This window comes from Streptomyces sp. AA4, from assembly GCF_000158875.1.
Lineage (GTDB): Bacteria > Actinomycetota > Actinomycetes > Mycobacteriales > Pseudonocardiaceae > Amycolatopsis.
The window spans coordinates 3,608,908-3,625,880 of the sequence record NZ_GG657746.1; the positions used below are offsets into that span (position 1 = coordinate 3,608,908).

18 protein-coding genes are annotated in these 16,973 nt (G+C 71.1%); 6 read left to right on the plus strand and 12 right to left on the minus strand.

Going from position 1 to position 16,973, the window contains the following annotated elements; genetic code table 11:
• From SSMG_RS16625 to SSMG_RS16635, 3 genes are read right to left on the minus strand one after another with little or no spacing between them, the layout of a single operon-like run.
• Window positions 1–834, minus strand: coding sequence for an ABC transporter permease (locus tag SSMG_RS16625; protein WP_009077687.1), 834 nt, complete (start codon window positions 832–834; stop codon window positions 1–3).
• On the minus strand, window positions 831–1,769 hold the full coding sequence (locus SSMG_RS16630) for an ABC transporter permease (protein ID WP_009077689.1): 939 nt from the start codon (window positions 1,767–1,769) through the stop codon (window positions 831–833). Before SSMG_RS16630 ends, SSMG_RS16625 begins: the two co-directional genes overlap by 4 nt.
• Window positions 1,766–3,268 (minus strand): ABC transporter substrate-binding protein, encoded by a 1,503-nt coding sequence (locus SSMG_RS16635; RefSeq protein ID WP_050788203.1) that lies wholly within the window; start codon window positions 3,266–3,268, stop codon window positions 1,766–1,768. Before SSMG_RS16635 ends, SSMG_RS16630 begins: the two co-directional genes overlap by 4 nt.
• Window positions 3,269–3,439: 171 nt before the next feature.
• Here SSMG_RS16635 and SSMG_RS16640 point away from each other — a divergent pair, with 171 nt between their 5' ends.
• A complete protein-coding gene (locus SSMG_RS16640; RefSeq protein WP_009077693.1) occupies window positions 3,440–3,907 on the plus strand; it encodes a hypothetical protein in 468 nt (155 codons plus the stop codon).
• Between the two features lie 46 nt (window positions 3,908–3,953).
• On the opposite strand, the gene SSMG_RS16645 is transcribed toward SSMG_RS16640, so the two are convergent.
• The 3 genes from SSMG_RS16645 to SSMG_RS16655 all read right to left on the minus strand — a co-directional run bounded on the left by SSMG_RS16645 (window position 3,954) and on the right by SSMG_RS16655 (window position 7,004).
• On the minus strand, window positions 3,954–5,006 hold the full coding sequence (locus SSMG_RS16645) for a LacI family DNA-binding transcriptional regulator (RefSeq protein ID WP_009077695.1): 1,053 nt from the start codon (window positions 5,004–5,006) through the stop codon (window positions 3,954–3,956).
• A 76-nt stretch (window positions 5,007–5,082) separates the two neighbouring features.
• Window positions 5,083–6,069, minus strand: coding sequence for a hypothetical protein (locus tag SSMG_RS16650; RefSeq protein ID WP_009077698.1), 987 nt, complete (start codon window positions 6,067–6,069; stop codon window positions 5,083–5,085).
• Between the two features lie 230 nt (window positions 6,070–6,299).
• Window positions 6,300–7,004, minus strand: a complete 705-nt coding sequence (locus SSMG_RS16655; RefSeq protein ID WP_009077700.1) for a GAF and ANTAR domain-containing protein — start codon at window positions 7,002–7,004, stop codon at window positions 6,300–6,302.
• Between the two features lie 119 nt (window positions 7,005–7,123).
• Here SSMG_RS16655 and SSMG_RS16660 point away from each other — a divergent pair, with 119 nt between their 5' ends.
• Window positions 7,124–7,588, plus strand: coding sequence for an SRPBCC family protein (locus SSMG_RS16660; protein ID WP_009077702.1), 465 nt, complete (start codon window positions 7,124–7,126; stop codon window positions 7,586–7,588).
• Here SSMG_RS16660 and SSMG_RS16665 read toward each other — a convergent pair.
• Together SSMG_RS16665 and SSMG_RS16670 are read right to left on the minus strand one after the other, a co-directional pair.
• Entirely contained in the window at window positions 7,579–9,159 is a 1,581-nt protein-coding gene (locus tag SSMG_RS16665) for an NAD(P)/FAD-dependent oxidoreductase (protein WP_009077704.1), read from the minus strand. The two genes, SSMG_RS16660 and SSMG_RS16665, sit on opposite strands and share 10 nt — an antisense overlap.
• 4 nt (window positions 9,160–9,163) lie before the next feature.
• The gene (locus SSMG_RS16670) at window positions 9,164–10,234 is read right to left on the minus strand and encodes an NAD-dependent epimerase/dehydratase family protein (protein WP_009077707.1); all 1,071 of its coding nucleotides are present in this window, start codon (window positions 10,232–10,234) and stop codon (window positions 9,164–9,166) included.
• Window positions 10,235–10,467: 233 nt separating this feature from the next.
• On the opposite strand from SSMG_RS16670, the gene SSMG_RS16675 reads away from it, so the two are divergent.
• The 3 genes from SSMG_RS16675 to SSMG_RS16685 all read left to right on the plus strand — a co-directional run bounded on the left by SSMG_RS16675 (window position 10,468) and on the right by SSMG_RS16685 (window position 12,023).
• Window positions 10,468–10,797 (plus strand): hypothetical protein, encoded by a 330-nt coding sequence (locus tag SSMG_RS16675; RefSeq protein ID WP_009077708.1) that lies wholly within the window; start codon window positions 10,468–10,470, stop codon window positions 10,795–10,797.
• A 70-nt stretch (window positions 10,798–10,867) separates the two neighbouring features.
• Complete coding sequence (locus tag SSMG_RS16680; protein WP_009077710.1) at window positions 10,868–11,719, plus strand: DUF72 domain-containing protein; 852 nt, start codon at window positions 10,868–10,870, stop codon at window positions 11,717–11,719.
• Between the two features lie 121 nt (window positions 11,720–11,840).
• A complete protein-coding gene (locus SSMG_RS16685; RefSeq protein WP_037713925.1) occupies window positions 11,841–12,023 on the plus strand; it encodes a hypothetical protein in 183 nt (60 codons plus the stop codon).
• Here SSMG_RS16685 and SSMG_RS16690 read toward each other — a convergent pair whose 3' ends face one another.
• Window positions 12,024–12,785: a helix-turn-helix domain-containing protein gene (locus SSMG_RS16690; protein ID WP_009077715.1), complete on the minus strand. Its 762-nt coding sequence runs from the start codon at window positions 12,783–12,785 to the stop codon at window positions 12,024–12,026.
• 74 nt (window positions 12,786–12,859) lie between these two features.
• Here SSMG_RS16690 and SSMG_RS16695 point away from each other — a divergent pair, with 74 nt between their 5' ends.
• Complete coding sequence (locus SSMG_RS16695; RefSeq protein WP_009077718.1) at window positions 12,860–13,801, plus strand: amidohydrolase family protein; 942 nt, start codon at window positions 12,860–12,862, stop codon at window positions 13,799–13,801.
• Window positions 13,802–13,934: 133 nt separating this feature from the next.
• Here SSMG_RS16695 and SSMG_RS16700 read toward each other — a convergent pair whose 3' ends face one another.
• The 3 genes from SSMG_RS16700 to SSMG_RS16710 all read right to left on the minus strand — a co-directional run bounded on the left by SSMG_RS16700 (window position 13,935) and on the right by SSMG_RS16710 (window position 16,902).
• Window positions 13,935–14,672: an adenylyltransferase/cytidyltransferase family protein gene (locus SSMG_RS16700; protein ID WP_050788204.1), complete on the minus strand. Its 738-nt coding sequence runs from the start codon at window positions 14,670–14,672 to the stop codon at window positions 13,935–13,937.
• Window positions 14,673–14,743: 71 nt separating this feature from the next.
• Complete coding sequence (locus SSMG_RS16705; RefSeq protein WP_050788205.1) at window positions 14,744–16,315, minus strand: 4-hydroxyphenylacetate 3-hydroxylase family protein; 1,572 nt, start codon at window positions 16,313–16,315, stop codon at window positions 14,744–14,746.
• Window positions 16,316–16,338: 23 nt separating this feature from the next.
• Window positions 16,339–16,902: a flavin reductase family protein gene (locus SSMG_RS16710; RefSeq protein WP_009077724.1), complete on the minus strand. Its 564-nt coding sequence runs from the start codon at window positions 16,900–16,902 to the stop codon at window positions 16,339–16,341.
• Window positions 16,903–16,973: the final 71 nt, after the last annotated feature.

Below are 16,973 nucleotides of genomic sequence, written 5' to 3' on the forward strand. Positions count from 1 at the left end.
TCAGCTCTTCCCTTCCGTGCGGCTGACAGTCCGGGCGACGGATTCGGCGACGAGGTTGCCGCCGAGCGCCATCATCAGGATCAGTGCGATCGGGGCCAGCACAGGCAGCGGCGCCGCCGCGAGGCCGTCCTGGTTCTCGCTGACCATGAGCCCCCAATCCGGTGCGGGCGGGGTGATGCCGAAGCCGAGATAGTTCAGCGACGCGATCGCGGTGACCGCCCACACCAGCCGCATCCCGGTCTCCACCATCAGCGGCGACGTCACGCCGGGCAGCACCTCGCCGAGGACGATCTGCCGCCCGGGCAACCCGTTCGCTTTGGCCCACAACACATATTCGCTGTCGAGCACCGGCAGCGCGGCCCCGCGCAGCACGCGCGAGACGCCCGGCGCGAACGCGACCCCGACGAGCGACGCGGTGAGCAGCGGGTGCCGGCCGAACGCGGCCACGAAGACCAGTACGAAGATGGTCTCCGGGAAGCTCAGCACCACATCCATCGCGCGCATGAGGACGGTGTCGGTGAGCCCGTCGCGATAGGCCGCGGTCAGGCCGATGAGCGCTCCGAGAAGCACGCCGATGGCGGTGGCGAGGAGCGTCATCCAGATGAGGGTGCCGCCTCCGCAGAGCAGCCGGCTGAGCACATCCCGGCCGAGAAGATCCGTGCCCAGCGGGAATTTCGCGCTCGGGCCTTCCAACGGCGGGGCGACAATGGCGGTCGGCGGCCACGGTGCGAGCAACGGGCCGAAGAGGACGATAAACCCGGTCGCGGCAAGCAAGCCCAGACCCAGCCGAGCACGTCCGGTCCGGGCCGCGCGGCGCACCGCGGAGACGCTCATCGGGTCCGCCCCGCTGCGGCGAGGACGTCCGCGAGGAGGTTGCACAGGTAGTAGGTGGCCGCGAGGATGAGCACGCACGCCTGCACCACCGGCAGATCGTGCGAGTTCACCGCGCTGACCAGCGCCGTGCCGAGTCCGGGGTACGAGTAGACGTATTCGACCACCACGACGCCGGTGATCGTGACGGCCGCGACCAGACCGGCGGCGGGCAGGCTCGCCGCGATCGCGTTGGGCAGCGCGTGCCGGAACAGGATCCGTCGGCGGGTGAGTCCTTTGAGGACGGCCATCTGCACGTATTCGCTGTCGAGCGCGTCGATGACCGAAGCACGGACCAGGCGGCCCAAGTACATCACCCCCATGAACGTGAGCGTGGCGACCGGCAGCACGAGTTCCGCCGGATGCCACCACGGCAGGTCGCCGGGCGGGAGGTCGGAAACCCCCGGCAGCACCCCGAGCAGCGAGGTGGCGAAAAGCGCGATCAGCAGCATCCCCACGACGAACGGCGGCAGCGCCATGCTCAGCGACGTGACCGCGACGAACGCCTTGTCCGCGAAACTGTCGCGACGGGCGGCGCTCAAGACCCCGGCGACGACGGATAACGGCAGGATCAGCAGCATCGAAAGGAAGCCGAGGGTGAACGAGTTCACGATCCGCGGCCCGAGGATGTCCGACACCGGTTCCCGGTTCTGCAGCGACGCTCCCGGGTCGCCGGTGAGCAGCCCGCCGAGCCAGTGGCCGTATTGCACCACGAGCGGCTGGTCGAGCCCGAGCTGATGGCGCAACGCGGCCACCTGCTCGACGGTGGCGTCTTTGCCGAGGATGATCCGGGCGACGTCGCCGGGCAAGGCTTGTGTCACCAGGAAAATCAGGATCGAGACCAGCAGCAGCACGAGCACGCCCAGCGCGAGCCAGCGCGCGAGCCAGCGCGCGGTCATTCGACGGTCACCCCGGTCAGGAACGACAGCGGGCGGCCGTTGACGTCCGGCACCAGCCCGTGCACCGTCGGCCGGTGCGGCATGAGCACGTCGGAGAACGCGGGCGTGATGTTCGGGCCGCTCGTGTACTCGATCTCGTGCATCTGGTTCATCAGCGCGCATTGGTCTTTTTCGGGCGAGGAGAACAGTTTTCCGGCAAGCTTCACGAATGCGGGGTCGTTCCAGTTCGCGCCGTTGCCGATCCGGTCGGGCAGCAGCGAGCCGAGCACGGACGGCAGGTAGGGGACCGGGTTGTAGTCGACGTAGGCCGGCCACTTGCCCCATTTCGCCAGCAGTTCCGGCGTCGGGACCACGTTGACGCTCGCCTTCACCCCGGCCTGCTCGGCGTTCTGCGCGAAGACCTGAGCCAGTTCCGACATGCCGGGCAGCAGGCCGTCGGTGGTGATCGCGAACGCGAGATCGCTCTGCCCGGCCTCGGCCAGCAGCCGTTTCGCCGTCGCGACGTCCGGAGTCCGTTGCGGAATGCCGGGCGCGGCGCACGGGGGAGCGGTGGTCTCGTAATCGTTCGCGATCCGGGCATAGCCGCTGAAGACGTTGGACACGATCTGCTGCCGGTCGACCAGCAGCCGCAAGGCCTGCCGCACCCGGACGTCGCTGAACGGCGGGACTGCCGTGTTGAGCCCGATCCGCAGGCTGAAGTTGCCTTTGCTGTCCAGCAGCTGGATTCCGTCCCGGCCGACGAGCGATTTCGCGATCGTCGGGGTCGTGTTCGAGGCGATGTCGACGCGGCCGGACAGCAACGCGTTCGCCTGCGCCTGCTGGCTTTGGTACTCGATCAGCTGGACAGCGGCGAGCTTCGGTTTCTCGCCCCAGTAACCGGCGAAGCGTTCCACAGTGGACTGACGGCCGGGAGCGAAGGACTTGACCGCGAACGGTCCGGTGCCGATCGGCTTCGCCGGGGCCGAACCGGTTTTGGTCATCGGCAGCAGCACGCTCGCCCAGATCTCCTTGAACGGGCTGAACGGTTCGGTCAGGCCTACTCGGACGGTGAGCTTGTCGACCGCTTGAATGCGGCCGGGGTCGATCATCTGGATCAGCGAGAGGCCCTGCGCGGCGTGCGCGGGATCGCGCAGGTATTCGATGCTCGACACGACGTCGGCGGAGGTGAACTCGGTGCCGTCGGTGAACTTCACGCCGGGGCGCAGCGTGATCGTCCACTGTGTCCGGTCGGCGTTCGAGGTCATGCCGGTCGCGAGCCGCCATTCGGCCCGGCCGGCCGGGTCCAGCGCGGTGAGGCCCTCGAACAGCAGAGAGGTGCGCAGTTCCTGGATCGGGCTCTGGCTGCCGACGTAGGGGTTGAGGCTCTCGCCCGCGTCGGCGGAGACGGCGACGCGAAGCGTGTCGGCCCCGCCCGCGGCCGCGTCGTCCGGAGGGCTGCAGCCGGCGACCAGCGCCGCGGCGAGCAGGAGGGTTGGCAGGCATCGGGGTCTGCGCGACACTGGGGACCTCCAGGGAAGCCAGAAATCTAAGCCGTTAGATACGCCTAGCGTCGCCACAGGGTACGGCCAGTTCCGACGGGAGGAAAGAGTCTACAAGTGGAGAAGATAATCGTTTAGAGTGGCCTCCGACCGGCTCCGTGCCGTCAGCCGAGCAGAGGAGGAAGCAGCCGCATGACCAGTCCGTACGAGCGCCTGTTCGTGAGGAAAATGCCCAACTGTCTCGACGACCTCGTCAACGAGGGCGCCGCGGCGGGCGTCGTCGAGCCGCCCAACGTCGGCGAATCGCTCGCCCTCATGCGCGCGAAGGAGGTGCCGGAGAGCAAGATCCACCTCACCTACACGTGGATCGGCGAATGCGACGCTCCGGTCCAGTGGGTGAAGGAGCACCAGCACGACTACGACGAGGTCCTGATCTGGCACGGCAACAACCCGGAGGACCCGGACGACCTCGGCGCGGAGATCTATCTCGACATCGAGGGCCACCGCCACGTGATCACGACCAGCGGTTCGGTCTACCTGCCGGCCGGCACGCGGCATTGCCCGCTCGGCTTCACGCGGGTGGACCGGCCGTTCCGGTTCAGCGCGCTGTCGCTGAATCCGCAGTACGCGTCGGACGAGCACAACACCCTCGCGCGGTAGCGAACCGCCCCGTCGCGGATCGTCGCTGATCCTCGCGGCGGGGCGGTCATCCGCGGGCGGCGGCTCCGGCGTGTGCGGTTCCTTCGGCGGCACCGGGGTCGCAGCCGCAGGTCACGCCGATGCTGAGGGTTCCGTCCAGTATGGACGAACCGGTTCGGCCGTCGAGGGCGTCGAAGGCGCGGACGGCGAATTCCTCGAGCGGGACGCGGACGGTGGTGAGCGGGACGTCGCCGAGGCGGGCTTCCCTCGTGCCGTCGAAGCCGACGACCGCGAGGTCTTCCGGCACGCGCAGACCCAGGCTGTGCGCGATGCGGATGGTCACCAGCGCCTGCTCGTCGGTGGTCGCGTAGACCGCGCGGATCCGGCGGCCGCTCGTCAGCACCTCGCGCACCGCGCGGCCCGCCTCGACCTTGTCGAAGGACGTCCGCACGAGCCTGCCCTCGGCGGGCAGCCCGGCCTCCGCCATCGCCCGCCGCCAGCCGCCTTCGCGTCCTTCGGCCGGTCCTACCGCGATTTCTCCTGCCACGCACAGGATGTCTTCGTACCCGTGTCCGAGCAGGTGCTCGGTGACGAGCCGTGCGCCGTCGAAGTCGTTGAACACCACGCTCGGCGAATCGTCCGGTGCCGTCCACTGCAGGAACACGCACGGCGTTTCGGTCGACAGCCGAGGTTTTTCGCCGGTCGTCACGAAAATCCCGCGCGGCCGCAGTTCGGAGAACGCCTCGCCGTATTCGTCCGCGAGACCCGGCCGGTAATCGGTGTTGCCGAGCAGCGTGAGCAATCCCCGGCGGCGGCCTTCCGCTTCGAGGCAGCGCGACATCTCGCCGTAGAAGGCGTTCGCGGTGTCCGGCACCAGCACGCCGACCAGATTGGACCGGCCGCCGCTCAGCGCCCCGGCGAGCGGATTCCGCCGGTAGCCGAGCATCCGGATGGCGTCCTCGACCTTGCGCCGCGTTTTCTCGGCGACCGGACGCGGCCCGTCGTTGAGGACGTAGCTGACCACCGCGGTGGAAGTGCCGGCCAGGCGCGCGACGTCGGAAAGAACCGGCCGGCGCCCGGGACGCTCGGCGCGGGGGAATCCGCCGGTTTCCGCTGCCACGGTGCCACTCTAAAGCACCCGCGCGAAAGCCGGGTCCATTCGGCACAGTGGGAAGTGGACGACCTGGCGCCGCCGGTCAGCGGCCGTGCCTCGCCGGGGCTTGGAGCGGTTCGAGCACGTCGGCGACGCTGGCCTGCGACCTCGTCCGCTGGAGCCGTTTCACGCCGACCGGCGGCCGCCCCACCCACAGCACCGCCTGGGGTGCGTGGCCCAGCGTGACGCGTTCGGAGAGGGTCTCGCGCAGCCGCCTGCTGGTCCGGCTCAACCGTCCGGACGACAGGCCGTGGGCGGTCGCGGTCAGCAGTACCGAACTCAGCGCCTCTCCCGCGCGCAGCCAGGCGAGACGGTCGTCGCCGGGCGTGCTGAGCACTACGAGCGACGCGCCCTCGCTTCGAGGTTCCGCTTCGCTTCCGGGGAGCCGCTTTGCCGCTGTCGCCGTTGCCGTGCGGACGAGCACACCCTGTGGAGCGGCCAGGGACGCGCTTCTCGCGTACGCATCTTCGCGGCGCGTCTGGGCAGGAAGCCGCGCGCCCTCGCCGAGCGCGGTCATGAGGTAGCTGCGGACTGCACGATCCTCCACCAAGTGCAGTACCGCGCCTTCGCGGGCGGCTGCTTGCGAAAGCCGGTCGAGACAGTCGGACGGCACGGGACGGGAACCGCACGGCCGCAAGTCCTCGCGGCGCCGGGAGATCGCCGTCGCCAGCGCGCCTTCGCCGGGAACGGGTTCGCCCGGTTGCGGCGTCACGACGGCCAGATGGTCCGGTTCGATCGGGCACGGCACCCGGTCCACGGCGCAGGCCCAGCCGAGACCGGCGAGGGCGATCCGGAGGTGGTGCAGGGCCGCGCCGCTGTTGACGGTCTGCCATCGCCCGGCGGGATCGTCGGCGGCTCGCCACCGGACCGGGTCCGCGTACAGGTGCAGGGTGCGGTAGCCGGTGCGCCACTGCCAGAACGGGGCGTCGGAGACGCCGGGAGCGAGCAGCGCCGCGGCCACCGCCGCCTCGACGGCGGCGGGGCTGGGTACCCGCGAATTCCGCAGTGAATTCGGCTGTGCGTGCGGCATTGTTGCTTCCCGCTCGGGTTGGGGGGAGTGCGTCCGGTCGGTGCCAGGCTCCATGGTGCTCTTCCGCGCGGGCCCGCGATAGGGTCCAAGGTTCATCATTTCGGAGCGACCTGCGGCGGTCCGCGCTCGCGGGCGGACGCGGAGCAGCGGGAGCCGCGCCGGACGGGCGGTCCCGGTTCAGTCCGGTCCGCGGCAGTCGCCCGGACTGCGCGGTCTCTTCGGGCGGCGGGTCATTCGGACGGCTCCTCCAGGGTGGTGCGGCGCTCCAGCACGTCCTTGGCCACGTCGAGGAGCGGCCGGTTCGAGCTGTAGGCGTGGGCGCGCAGGCGGGCGAACGCGTCGTCGAGGCTGATCCGCAGCCGGGCGGCGAGCATGCCGGTGGCGATGTGCACGTCCTGGTACGAGACCGCCGTGCTCGGGGCGAATTCGCGCCCGGCGCGTTCGGCCTCGCGGGACTGCCGCAGCAGGGCCGCGGTGGTCAGGTCGGCGGCGAGGGCGGCGTCCCGGGTCTCCGCGGCGGCCAGTTCGCCGGGCCGGTGCCGGACGAGTTCGAGAGTGCCGAGCCGGACGTCCCCGAACCGCAGGGGGAACGCGAACGCCGCACCGAGGCCGGTCGCGAGCGCGGTCTGGGCGAATCCTGGCCAGCGCACCTGGCCGATCGTCAGATCCGGGACCAGCACCGCGCTCCCGGTTTCGAAGGCCTCCGTGCCGGGGCCTTCCCCCGCGGTGTACTCCAGCTCCGCGAGCCGGGCCGCCCACGGGTCGCTGGCTCCCAGCACCTGCTCCGAGCGCGGGCCCGCCCGCAGGGACAGGATCGCCGCGTCGACCCGGCCCATCGTTTCCGCGCAGGCGAGGCACACTCGCTGCGCCCACCCGTCCGCGCCGGGCGGGGAGGCGATGGCCTTCCACAGCGGCTGCCGGTGCTGGCTGTCCACCGTCCCGCCCCCTTCCCGGTGTCCCGGCTCTTCCAGCCTACGAGCCCTTCCGCGGGCGGGCAGCTCGGAGTTTGCCCGCCCGCCCTGGGGGAATCCGGCGGGAAACGAGGAGGAGAAGCATGGTCGAAGTGAGCCGGACGGTGCCCGCGCCGCCGGAAGCGGTGTTCGAGGTCCTGGCGGACGGCTGGTCCTACTCCGGCTGGGTCGTCGGCAGCTGCCACATCCGCGACGTGGACACGAGCTGGCACCAGGTCGGCGCGCAGATCCACCACAGCATCGGAGGATGGCCGCTCCAGCTGGAGGACACCACGGCGGTGCTGGCCGTCGAGCCCGGCGTTTCGCTGGAACTGGAGGCCCGCGGCGGCGCGCTCGGCACGGCGAAGATCGAGCTGTCGCTGGTTCCGGACGGGGCGGGGCAGACGACGGTGCGGATGGCCGAGCGGGTGACGAGCGGCGTCGGCGCGGTGTTGCCGGAGAGCGTGCAGGCGCTCGTGCTGGGGCCGCGGAACAGGGAGTCGCTGGCCCGGTTGTCGGCGTTGGCGCTCGGACGCTGGCGGGGGACGGGGGAGCCGGGTCAGCCGTAGACGGCTCGGTTCGCCGCGCGGATCAGCGCGGCGTACCCCGGGCCGAGCGCGTGGTCGCGGGCCAGCGCGGCGCGGGCGGCGTTCGCGCCCGGGCCCCCGTGGACCGCGCCGCCGGGGTGCGCCGCGGCGCCGGCGAGGTACAGCCGGTCCACGGGCGTGTCGGCCCGGCCGAGACCGGGGACCGGGCGGAAGAACAGCTGCTGGTGGATCGCCGTCGTGCCGCTGTTGATCGCGCCGCCGACGAGGTTCGCGTCGTGGCCGGCCAGGTCCGCCGGGCCTTGCACGCGGCGGGCGAGGATCAAGTCCCGGAAGCCGGGTGCGTTGCGCTCCACCGTGGCCTCGATGCGTTCGGCCTGGCGCCGCACCGTCTCGGGATCGCAGCCGCGCGGGATATGCGTGTAGGCCCACACGGATTCGGTACCGGCGGGGGACCGCGTCGAGTCCGCCGTCGTCATCTGGCCCAGCAACAGGAACGGCTGCTCGGGCACGCGGTCGCGGGCCAGTTCCGCGCCGAAAGCGGACAGCCCGTCCTCGTCGCAGCCCAGATGGACGGTTCCCGCGCCGCGGGCGTCCTTCGCGGTCCACGGGATCGGCTCGGACAACGCCCAGTCGACCTTCACCGTCGCACTGTCCCATTCGAACACCCGGAGATCCGCCAGCAACCGCGCCGGCAGCCATTCCGGCGCGACGAGGTTGCCGTACAACGCCTCCGCGGTGACGTCGGCCAGCACGGCCTTGCGCGCCCGGATCGGCTCGCCGTCCGCGCAGCGCACGCCGACCGCTTTGCCGCGCGCCACCAGTACCTCGGTCACCGGCGTTCCACAGTGGACAGATCCGCCCTTGGCGCGGAGCCTGCGCACCAAGGCGGCCACCAGTTCGCTCGCGCCGCCTTCGGGGACCGGGAAGCCGACGTCCTGGGCCAGCATCCCCAGCAGCCAGCCGAAAACCGCGCTTCCGGCGTTGTCGACGGAAAGGTCGCTGTGCGCGGAGTTTCCGGACAACAGCAGCCGCGCGCCCTCGCCCTCGAAGCGTTCGCGCGCGAATCGGCGGGCGGGCAGCGTGAGCATCCGTGCGAGCCGCAGCAATTCGGCGGTCCCGGTGCGGCGCAGGAACCGGGCGCCGGCCCGCACCGGCGGGAACGGGGTGAACAGGGCGTCCAGGAATTCGTCGCGGAATCCTTGCCATTGCGAGAAAAGCTCCCGCCACGATTTCGCGTCCCCGGGAGCGAACTGCGCGATCGATTCCGCGGTGCGGTCGAGGTCGCGGGAAAGAACGGCGCAGCGGTCGTCCGGGAAGACGTGCGCGAGCGCGTCCGGCGCGTGGAGCCAGCGCAGGCCGTGCTCGGTCAGGTCGAGGCCGCGGAGGACCGGGGACGCCGCGCCGAGCGGGAAGAACGCGGCGCAGAGATCCGAGCGGAAGCCGGGCGCGGTGATCTCCTCGGTGCGCAAGGCCCCGCCCGGGGCGGGTTGTTCTTCCAGGACCGCGACCTCCCAGCCCGCGTCGGCGAGCAGGTTGGCCGCGACGAGCCCGTTGTGCCCGGCCCCGATGACGATCGCGTCGGCGGTGTGCACGGGCTCAGGCCTGCGACTGGCGGGTCGGACGGCCCCTGCCCAGCGTCCGCGCGCGGTCGAGCAGTCCGGTTCGCGCCGAGGCGAGCGGGGCCGACGGCGCGCCGTCCTTCCGGCGGATCCCGGCGACCAGGTCCCGCACGGTTTCGGCCGAGCTGTGCCGCGGCGTCCAGCCGAGCACGAGCCGCGCCCGCGAGGTGTCGACCAGCGCGGCGCGGTCGGCGAGTTCGAGCCAGCCGGGGTGCAGCGGCTGGAGTCCGGCGAGCCAGGCGGCGCGAGCGACCGTCCGCGCGACGGGCTTCGGCACCGAGACCCGGGTGCCGCCCACCGCACGCGCGAACGCGGCGGCGTCGAGCACGTCCTCGGCGGCGAGGTTGAACGGGCCGACCGCACGCTGCTCGAGCGCGAGCCGGAAAGCTTCGGCGACGTCGTCGGTGTGCACGGCCTGCAGCCGCAAGCCCTGCCACAGCGGCACCGGCGAGAACCGGCCGCCGACCAGGCGGGGCGGCAGCACGGGCGGGAGCAGCCAGCGGGTGAATTCGCCGGCCGCGCGCCGCTGCAGGATCGCGCACGGGCGCATCCACGCGACGGCGACGTCCGGGTGCGCGGAAATGAACAGTTCCAGCGCGTCTTCGAGATCCGCTTTGCCCCGGCTGTACGCGCTCGCCGCGATCCCGCGGCACGGCCAGTCCTCGGTGACCTTTTCGTCGTTCGGCTCCGGCGCGTAGGCCGCGGCCGAGGAGGCGCACGCCAGCTGTCCGACGCCTGCGTTGCTGACGGCCTTCAGGACGTTCGCGGTGCCGCGCTCGTTGGTGCGCGCCATCGGCGGGTCGCCCCACGCGGGGGAGATGGCCCAGGCCAGGTGCACGACCGCGTCCGCGCCGCTGAAGATCTCGGTCAGCACCTCGTCGGCACCCGGCGCGCCGATGTCCACTGAATGCCACTCCGCTCGCGAGTACGGCTCAGCGACGCGATCCGGCACCCGGCGCGCGACGCCGACGATCTCGTGGCCGGGTCCGAGGGCACGCAACAGCGCGGTGCCGACGTTGCCGCTGGCGCCTGTGAGCACGATCCGCATGCGGGCGGTTTACCCGCTCCGCCCGGACGGAAACCGCCCGGCACCCTCGCGTGTGCTGTCGCGCACACAGCGGCATCCCCGAAACGCGGGCCTTCCAGGAGGGCGGAAGGACCTGGTCATCCGCCGCTGCCCAGTCCAATTTGACACTTCATGCGAACACATGTTCGACTCCAGTCCTGGGACGCCGAGAACGCGGACGGCCCGGAGCGGGGAAGCGAGCAGGTGAGCCAGAGGTGAGCGAGTGGCCGTCGACGGTGCGGAGAGTGGATCCGCCGATTCCGGTATGGGTGGGCGTGCGCAAGCTGCTCGTGCTGGGCACGGAGATCCTCGCGCCGCGCGACCGCGCCGGGCTGCGGATCGAGACCGAGCATCCCGGGCTGCTGTTCGAGTGGGCGCGCCGCGAGGACGGCGGGCTGCTCGGCTGGGTCACCTACCAGCTCGTCACCGCCGACGAGCAGTGGTCTCGGCCGGTCAGCCACTACGTGCCCGCGCACCTGCTCCGCCGCCGAGGCCCCGCCCGGCGGCAGCAGTACGGCGACTACCGGCCCCGGACGCACGGGTGACGAAGGGGCGTGCGCGGAAACCGGCGCCCGGGTAGTAATTTCCCCTTGGGAGAGAGGGGAGCGGACGACAGTGGCACGTCTTCATGTCGGCTGCGCGATGTGGACGCACAAGGCGTGGCCCGGGCGGTTCCTGCCGTCGTCGCTCCCCGCCAAGGAACGCCTGCGGGCCTACGCGGGCTGGTGCAACGCGGTCGAAGGCAACACCACTTTCTACGCGACCCCCGCGCGAAGCACGGTCGAGACGTGGGCGCAGCAGACCGGTCCCGACTTCCGGTTCGTGGTCAAGGTGCCCAAGACCGTGACGCACGAGCGCCGGTTCGCCGGGGTCGAGACCGAGATGCGGGCGTTCCTGGACGCGCTCGAACCCCTCGGCGAGCGGGCGGTGCTGTGGACCCAGGTGCCCGGTTCGTTCGGCCCGGCGGACGTCGACGTCCTCGGCCGCTTCCTGCGCCGCCTCCCGGCCGGCCTCCGGCGTGCGGTGGAGGTGCGGCACCCCGAGTTTTTCACTGACGCCAGGGCGACGTCGCTGCTGGAGGGAACGCTCGCCGCCGCGGAGGCGGAATGGGTGCCGTTCGACACCACGGTCTTCTTCCAGCGCCCGCCGACCAGCGAGGCCGAGCAGGACGCCTGGGCCAAGAAGCCGCGGCTGCCGCGCCGGACGCGGGCGCTGACCGACCGGCCGGTCGTCCGCTACTTGGGGCGGGATTCGGTGGAGGAAACCGTCGAGGGCTGGCGGCTGTGGACTGAAGTGGTCGCTGGCTGGTTGCGGGAAGGCCGCTCGCCGACGGTTTTCCTGCACACTCCCGACAACGACGAGGCGCCGGCGCTGGCCCGGCGGTTCCACGACGACGTGCGCGCGCTGGTGCCGAGCCTGGAGGCGCTGCCCGAGCCGGAGCCGGTGGAGCCCGCGACATTGTTCTGAGCGCCGTCGATTAGCGGAACTGATCGCGGGTCGCGGAAATTCGCGTGAACCAGGACGCTTTTTCCTGCGCCCCCGGCCGATTCCTCGCGGAATGGTTTTCGGCTGTCTTTGCTGGGTTCGAGTGTGCGCGCTCGCACGCGGCGAGCTGACCATCACCGGCGGCTTGATCGCCCGCAACCACAGCGGCCAAGACGGCGGCGGCGTCGGACTGCACAGCACGCGCAAACGCCCAGTCGCGCACTTCCGGATCACTGGAGCGAGAATCGCCGACAACATCGCGGGCGGCTGCCGAGGGGCCGCCTGACTACTCCGCCGGAACGAACGCGATCAGCCGCTGATGCGGATCGTCGACCACCTGCAGCACCACCTGGTCCACCGGCTCCTCGACGCCGCCCGGCAGCCGGAGCCGCACCCGCAGGTGGGTGTGCGGCAGCACGACGTCGTTGCGCTCCCAGAGGGCCTTGAAGGCGGGGTCGGGGAGCAGCTCGTCGATCCAGTCGCCGGCCGGCGGGCCCGCCGGGGTGCTCGCGCGCACGATGCCGATGGTCGTGCGCCGCATCGCTTCCAGGTCCGCGAACCGGCTCTGCAGGACCGGGTCGGTGAACAGCAACTGCACGTACCGGCGGCGTTCCGGCGAGACCGCGCCGAAATCGGTCAGCAGGCGCGCGGCCGCGGCGTTCCAGGCCAGGACCGACGTCTCCGGTCCGACGAGGATCGCGGGCACCTCGCCCATCCGGTCGACGAGGCGGCGCAGCGGATCGCTCGGCTCGGGGTTCGGCGCGGGGGCGTCGGCGACCGCGACGAGATCGAGGGCGTACCGCGTCTGGTCGTCGTCCAGCCCGAGCGCGGCGGCGACGCGGCGGATCACGTCGGTGCTCGGCATGACCCGGCCCTGTTCGATCCGCGTGTAGTACTCGTCGCTGACGAAAGCCAGCGCTGCGACCTCGCCGCGCCGGAGGCCGGGCACCTGGCGGCGTTCCGATCCGGCGGAGGCGGGCGGCGGGGCTTCGTCGCGGCGGGCGTGCAGGAACGCGCCGAGCTGCCTGAGCCGCGGGTCACGCGCCATCAGCGGGGGCTCCGGGGGAGGGGGATCGGATTCTTCCCCTCCCGAGCCTGCTGTCGAGGGCGCACGGTGGAGGCATGATCGACCGCGAACGCATCGACGTCCACACCCACCTGGTCCCTCCGTTCTGGGGCGAGGCTCTCGCGCAGCACGGCGGCGACCCGTCGGGCTGGACGCTGCCGCCGTGGACGCCCGACGACCACCTGAAGTTCATGGACGCCAACGGCATCGCCACGAGCGTACTGTCGCTCACCGCCCCGAGCGTGACGGGCTGGGCCGGCTCGGCGCGTCGCGAGATGGCCCGCCGCGTCAACGAATACACCGCGGAGCTGGTGCGGGAACGCCCGGACCGGTTCGGGTTGTTCGCGACCGTCCCGTTGCCCGACATCGAAGGCGCGGTCGCGGAGGTCGACCACGCGTTCGGCGCGCTCCGGGCCGACGGGGTGGTCCTGCTTTCCAACTACGACGGCGGCTACCTGGGCGACGGCCGTTACGCGCCGCTCTGGGCGGCGCTGGACCGGCGGCGCGCGGTGGTCTTCGTCCATCCCGCGCATCCGCTCGTCCCGCTGCTCCCCGGGATTCCGGGGCCGCTGGTGGACTATCCGTTCGACACCACCCGCAACGCGGTGCACATGGTGTTCCACGGCATCACCGAGCGGTATCCGAACGTCCGGATCATCCTTTCGCACGCAGGCGGTTTCGTGCCCTTCGCGGCGTTGCGGTTCTGCCAGATCCAGGCCGCGCTGGAACCCGCCGGGCCGACCGCCGAAGACTTCCTGGCCCGATTCCGCCGCTTCTATTGGGACACCGCGCTGTCGTCGGGCGAATACGCTTTCGGCGCGCTTTCCCGGTTCGCCGACCCGGCGCGGATCCTCTACGGAAGCGACTTCCCTTACGCTCCACCGGAAGTGGGCACCCGCTTCACCGAGATCCTGGACACGGAAAGCGGATTGACCGCCGGACAAAGCCGCGCGATCGATTCCGGAAACGCCCGCGCGCTTTTCCCCCGGCTGGGCTGACGACGCGTCCGGCCGTGCTGTATCACCGCACGGCCGGACGCGTCGTTCAGGGCAGTGGCGCGTACGCCGCCGCGTCGCCGATCCGGGCGGTGCTGCGCACGCGATCGGGTCCGCCGCCTGGGCGGCCGGAAGCTCACCTCGCTTCGACGAGATCCACCGCGGTCGGCCCGTCCGGCAGGTCCGCGAGCAGCCGCCCGGCCTCCACGGCCACGGTCCGGTCGCCGTACGGGGTGCGGGCCCAGTACTTTCCCGGGGGCGGCAACAACGTCGTGCACGGCGTGACGATTTCGCCTCGGACCGTCCCGTGCACGCGATGCGGACGGCCGAGAATCGCCGCGGCACCGACGAGATCACCCGCCGTGACCAGGGTGCGGACCAGCGTCGAGGAACAACCGGGAAGCAGCTCGACGGCATGCGCGGTGAAGCCGGAGACGTGCCCGAGCTTTCGCAGGAGGGCGGGGTCCCCGGCCCCGCGGTGGCCGAAACGGAAGTTGCTGCCGGTGACCACGGCGGTGGCGTCGAGGGCGCGCACCAGGACATCGGCGACGAACTCCTCGGCGGACGTCCGAGCGAGGCATTCGGTGAACGGCAGGACGAGCACCTGGTCGGCTCCGTGCCGACGGGCCAGTTCGGCGCGGTGTTCCACCGTCGCCACCGGTGTCGTGTCGCGCGGTCGCCCGGCGATGGTCGCGGGGTGCGGGTCGAAGGTCGTGAGGACTACCGGCGCGCCGCGCTCGCGACCGAGGCGCACCGCTCGGTCCAGCACCCTTTGGTGCCCTCGGTGAAGTCCGTCGAAGACACCGAGCGCGACGACCGACGGGCCCCAGCCGTCCGGCACCTCGGCGGTGCCGTGCCAGAAAACGGTGCCCACGCGAACCTCCCGGGATCGGACAGTGCTGGGAACCGCGGCGCCCCCGGGGAACGCGAGGGCGCCGCGGCGGATCAGAAGCCCCGCTTCTTCAGGAACGAGACGTCGTCGTTGCCGATGAGGTCCGGCACGGTCCAGCCGTCGAGGTCGTATTCGGCGAGGCACTGTTCGGCCAGGCCCTTCATCGACTCGGTGGTGCCCTGCGCCTCGGCGGCGAACAGCAGCTCGGCCTTGACGTTCTCGTGGTTGCCGGAGTAGTTGCGCTCGTAGAGTTCGTGCCGTCCGCCGAACTCCGAGCCGACCGCGTCCCACAGCGCCTTCATCACCTTGACCCGGTCGACCGCCTCGTAGCCGTTGGAGCCGCGCACGTACTTGTCCAGGTACGGCCGCACCTCGGGGGTCTTGAAGTCGATCGAGTGCGAGTTGAGGTAGATCAGGCCGCTGGCGACGTCGGATTCGATGATCTCCTTGATCCGCGGGTAGGCCTGGATCATCAGCATCCGGTAGGTCAGGCCGTAGTCGAGCTTGGGCAGCAGCGCGCCGTTGGTCCACTCGTCCGGGTTGCGCGCCATCGCGTCGGCGAGCGCGAAGAACGTGTTGCGCCATCCGACGACCTCGCCAACGCGGGTCTGCACGCCGCGGAAGTCCTTGCTGCCGGTGATCTCCAGCGCCTTGAGCAGCAGCCCGGCGATGAAGTCGATTTTCGTGGCGAGCCGGATGCAGCCGTGGAAGGTGAACCGGGGGATGAAGCCGGAGACCGGGAAGAACCCGTTGATCTTCTCGATGTCGCCGTAGAGGAACACGTTCTCCCACGGCACGAGCACCTTGTCGAACACGAAAATGGTGTCGTTCTCGTCCATCCGGGACGACAGCGGGTAGTCGAACGGGCTGCCCATCACCGCGGCCTGCTGCGTGTAGGACGTGCGGCAGATCAGCTTCACGCCCGGCGCGTCCATCGGCACCGTGCAGATGAGCGCGAACTCCTTCTTCTTGATCGGCAGCCCGTAGTGGGCGATGAAGTTGTAGTTCGTGATGGCCGACCCGGTCGCCACGACCTTCGCCCCGGAGACGACCAGTCCCGCGTCGGTCTCCTTCTCGACCTTCATGAACACGTCGCCGACCTCGTCCGGCGGCAGGTTCCGGTCGACCGGCGGGTTGATGATCGCGTGGTTCCAGTACAGGACCTTTTCCTGCGACTCCTGGTACCAGCGCTTCGCGTTGTCCTCGAACGGCGCGTAGAAGTCGGAGTTCGCGCCGAGCGTGCCGAGGAAGCTGGCCTTGTAGTCGGGGCTGCGGCCCATCCAGCCGTACGTCATCCGCGACCAGGTTTCGATCGCGCGGCGGTCGGCGAGCAGGTCGTCCACGGTGTGCGGGCTGCGGAAGAACGGGTGCGTGACGCCGCCGTTGCCGGTGTCGGTCGGCACGGTCAGCGCGTCGCGGGTGTCCGGCGAGTGCAGCGCGTCGTACAGCCGGGCGGTCATCCGGACCGGGTTGCGGAAGGCGGGGTGCGTGGTGACGTCCTTGACGCGCTCGCCGTAGATCCACACCTCGCGTCCGTCCTGAATGGACTGGATGTACTCGTCGCCGGTCATCGGCGCGGAAGCGGTGGGGGCGGCGGCCGCGGAGCGGTCCTGCTGGATGGTCATCGCGATGTCCTTTCGGAAGGGGGTCAAGCCGCGTGGGGGCGGAGCGGGGTGAACGTGGTCGAGGCGCCGAACCAGCCCGCCTCGGGGCAGTCGAGCGAGCCGCCCCAATGGGTGCCGGTCTCGCGGGGGCCGAGCTCGCGGAACGCGCCGGCGTAGAACAGCAGCGGCTGCCGGTCTTCGACGGCGATGTCGACGACTTCGCCGACCACGATCAGGTGGTCGCCGCCGTCGTAGGTGCGCCACGGGCGGCACGAGTACACCGCTGCGGAGCCGACCAGGACCGGCGCGACCGGCCCTTCGGCCCACTCTGGCCCGGGATCGGCCGGGCGTCCGGCGAAGTGCCAGGCGGTGTCTGCCTGGTCCGCGCCGAGCACGTTGACGGCGAAGGCGGCGCCGTCGAGGTAGCTGCAGGCCTTCGATTGCCGGGTGAGCGTGACCTGGCACAACGCGGGTTCGAGCGAGACCGCGGTGAACGCGTTGACCGTGGCCCCGTGCGGGGTTCCCCGGTCGTTGCGGCAGGTCACCACGGTGACTCCGGTGGCGAACCGGCCGAACGCGTCGCGCAGTTCGCGGGACGGAACCGTCATCTCGCACCTCCTCGTGCGATGTACGCTATGCGTACAGAGTGAACGCTGTGCGTGCAGTGAGTGGAAGGATG

Bases quoted from the DNA above. Each gene is read 5' to 3' on its own strand.
- SSMG_RS16625 (WP_009077687.1), bottom strand. From the start codon at position 834: ATGAGCGTCTCCGCGGTGCGCCGCGCGGCCCGGACCGGACGTGCTCGG.
- SSMG_RS16630 (WP_009077689.1), bottom strand. From the start codon at position 1,769: ATGACCGCGCGCTGGCTCGCGCGCTGGCTCGCGCTGGGCGTGCTCGTG.
- SSMG_RS16640 (WP_009077693.1), top strand. From the start codon at position 3,440: ATGACCAGTCCGTACGAGCGCCTGTTCGTGAGGAAAATGCCCAACTGT.
- SSMG_RS16650 (WP_009077698.1), bottom strand. From the start codon at position 6,069: ATGCCGCACGCACAGCCGAATTCACTGCGGAATTCGCGGGTACCCAGC.
- SSMG_RS16660 (WP_009077702.1), top strand. From the start codon at position 7,124: ATGGTCGAAGTGAGCCGGACGGTGCCCGCGCCGCCGGAAGCGGTGTTC.
- SSMG_RS16670 (WP_009077707.1), bottom strand. From the start codon at position 10,234: ATGCGGATCGTGCTCACAGGCGCCAGCGGCAACGTCGGCACCGCGCTG.
- SSMG_RS16690 (WP_009077715.1), bottom strand. From the start codon at position 12,785: ATGGCGCGTGACCCGCGGCTCAGGCAGCTCGGCGCGTTCCTGCACGCC.
- SSMG_RS16695 (WP_009077718.1), top strand. From the start codon at position 12,860: ATGATCGACCGCGAACGCATCGACGTCCACACCCACCTGGTCCCTCCG.
- SSMG_RS16705 (WP_050788205.1), bottom strand. From the start codon at position 16,315: ATGACCATCCAGCAGGACCGCTCCGCGGCCGCCGCCCCCACCGCTTCC.
- SSMG_RS16710 (WP_009077724.1), bottom strand. From the start codon at position 16,902: ATGACGGTTCCGTCCCGCGAACTGCGCGACGCGTTCGGCCGGTTCGCC.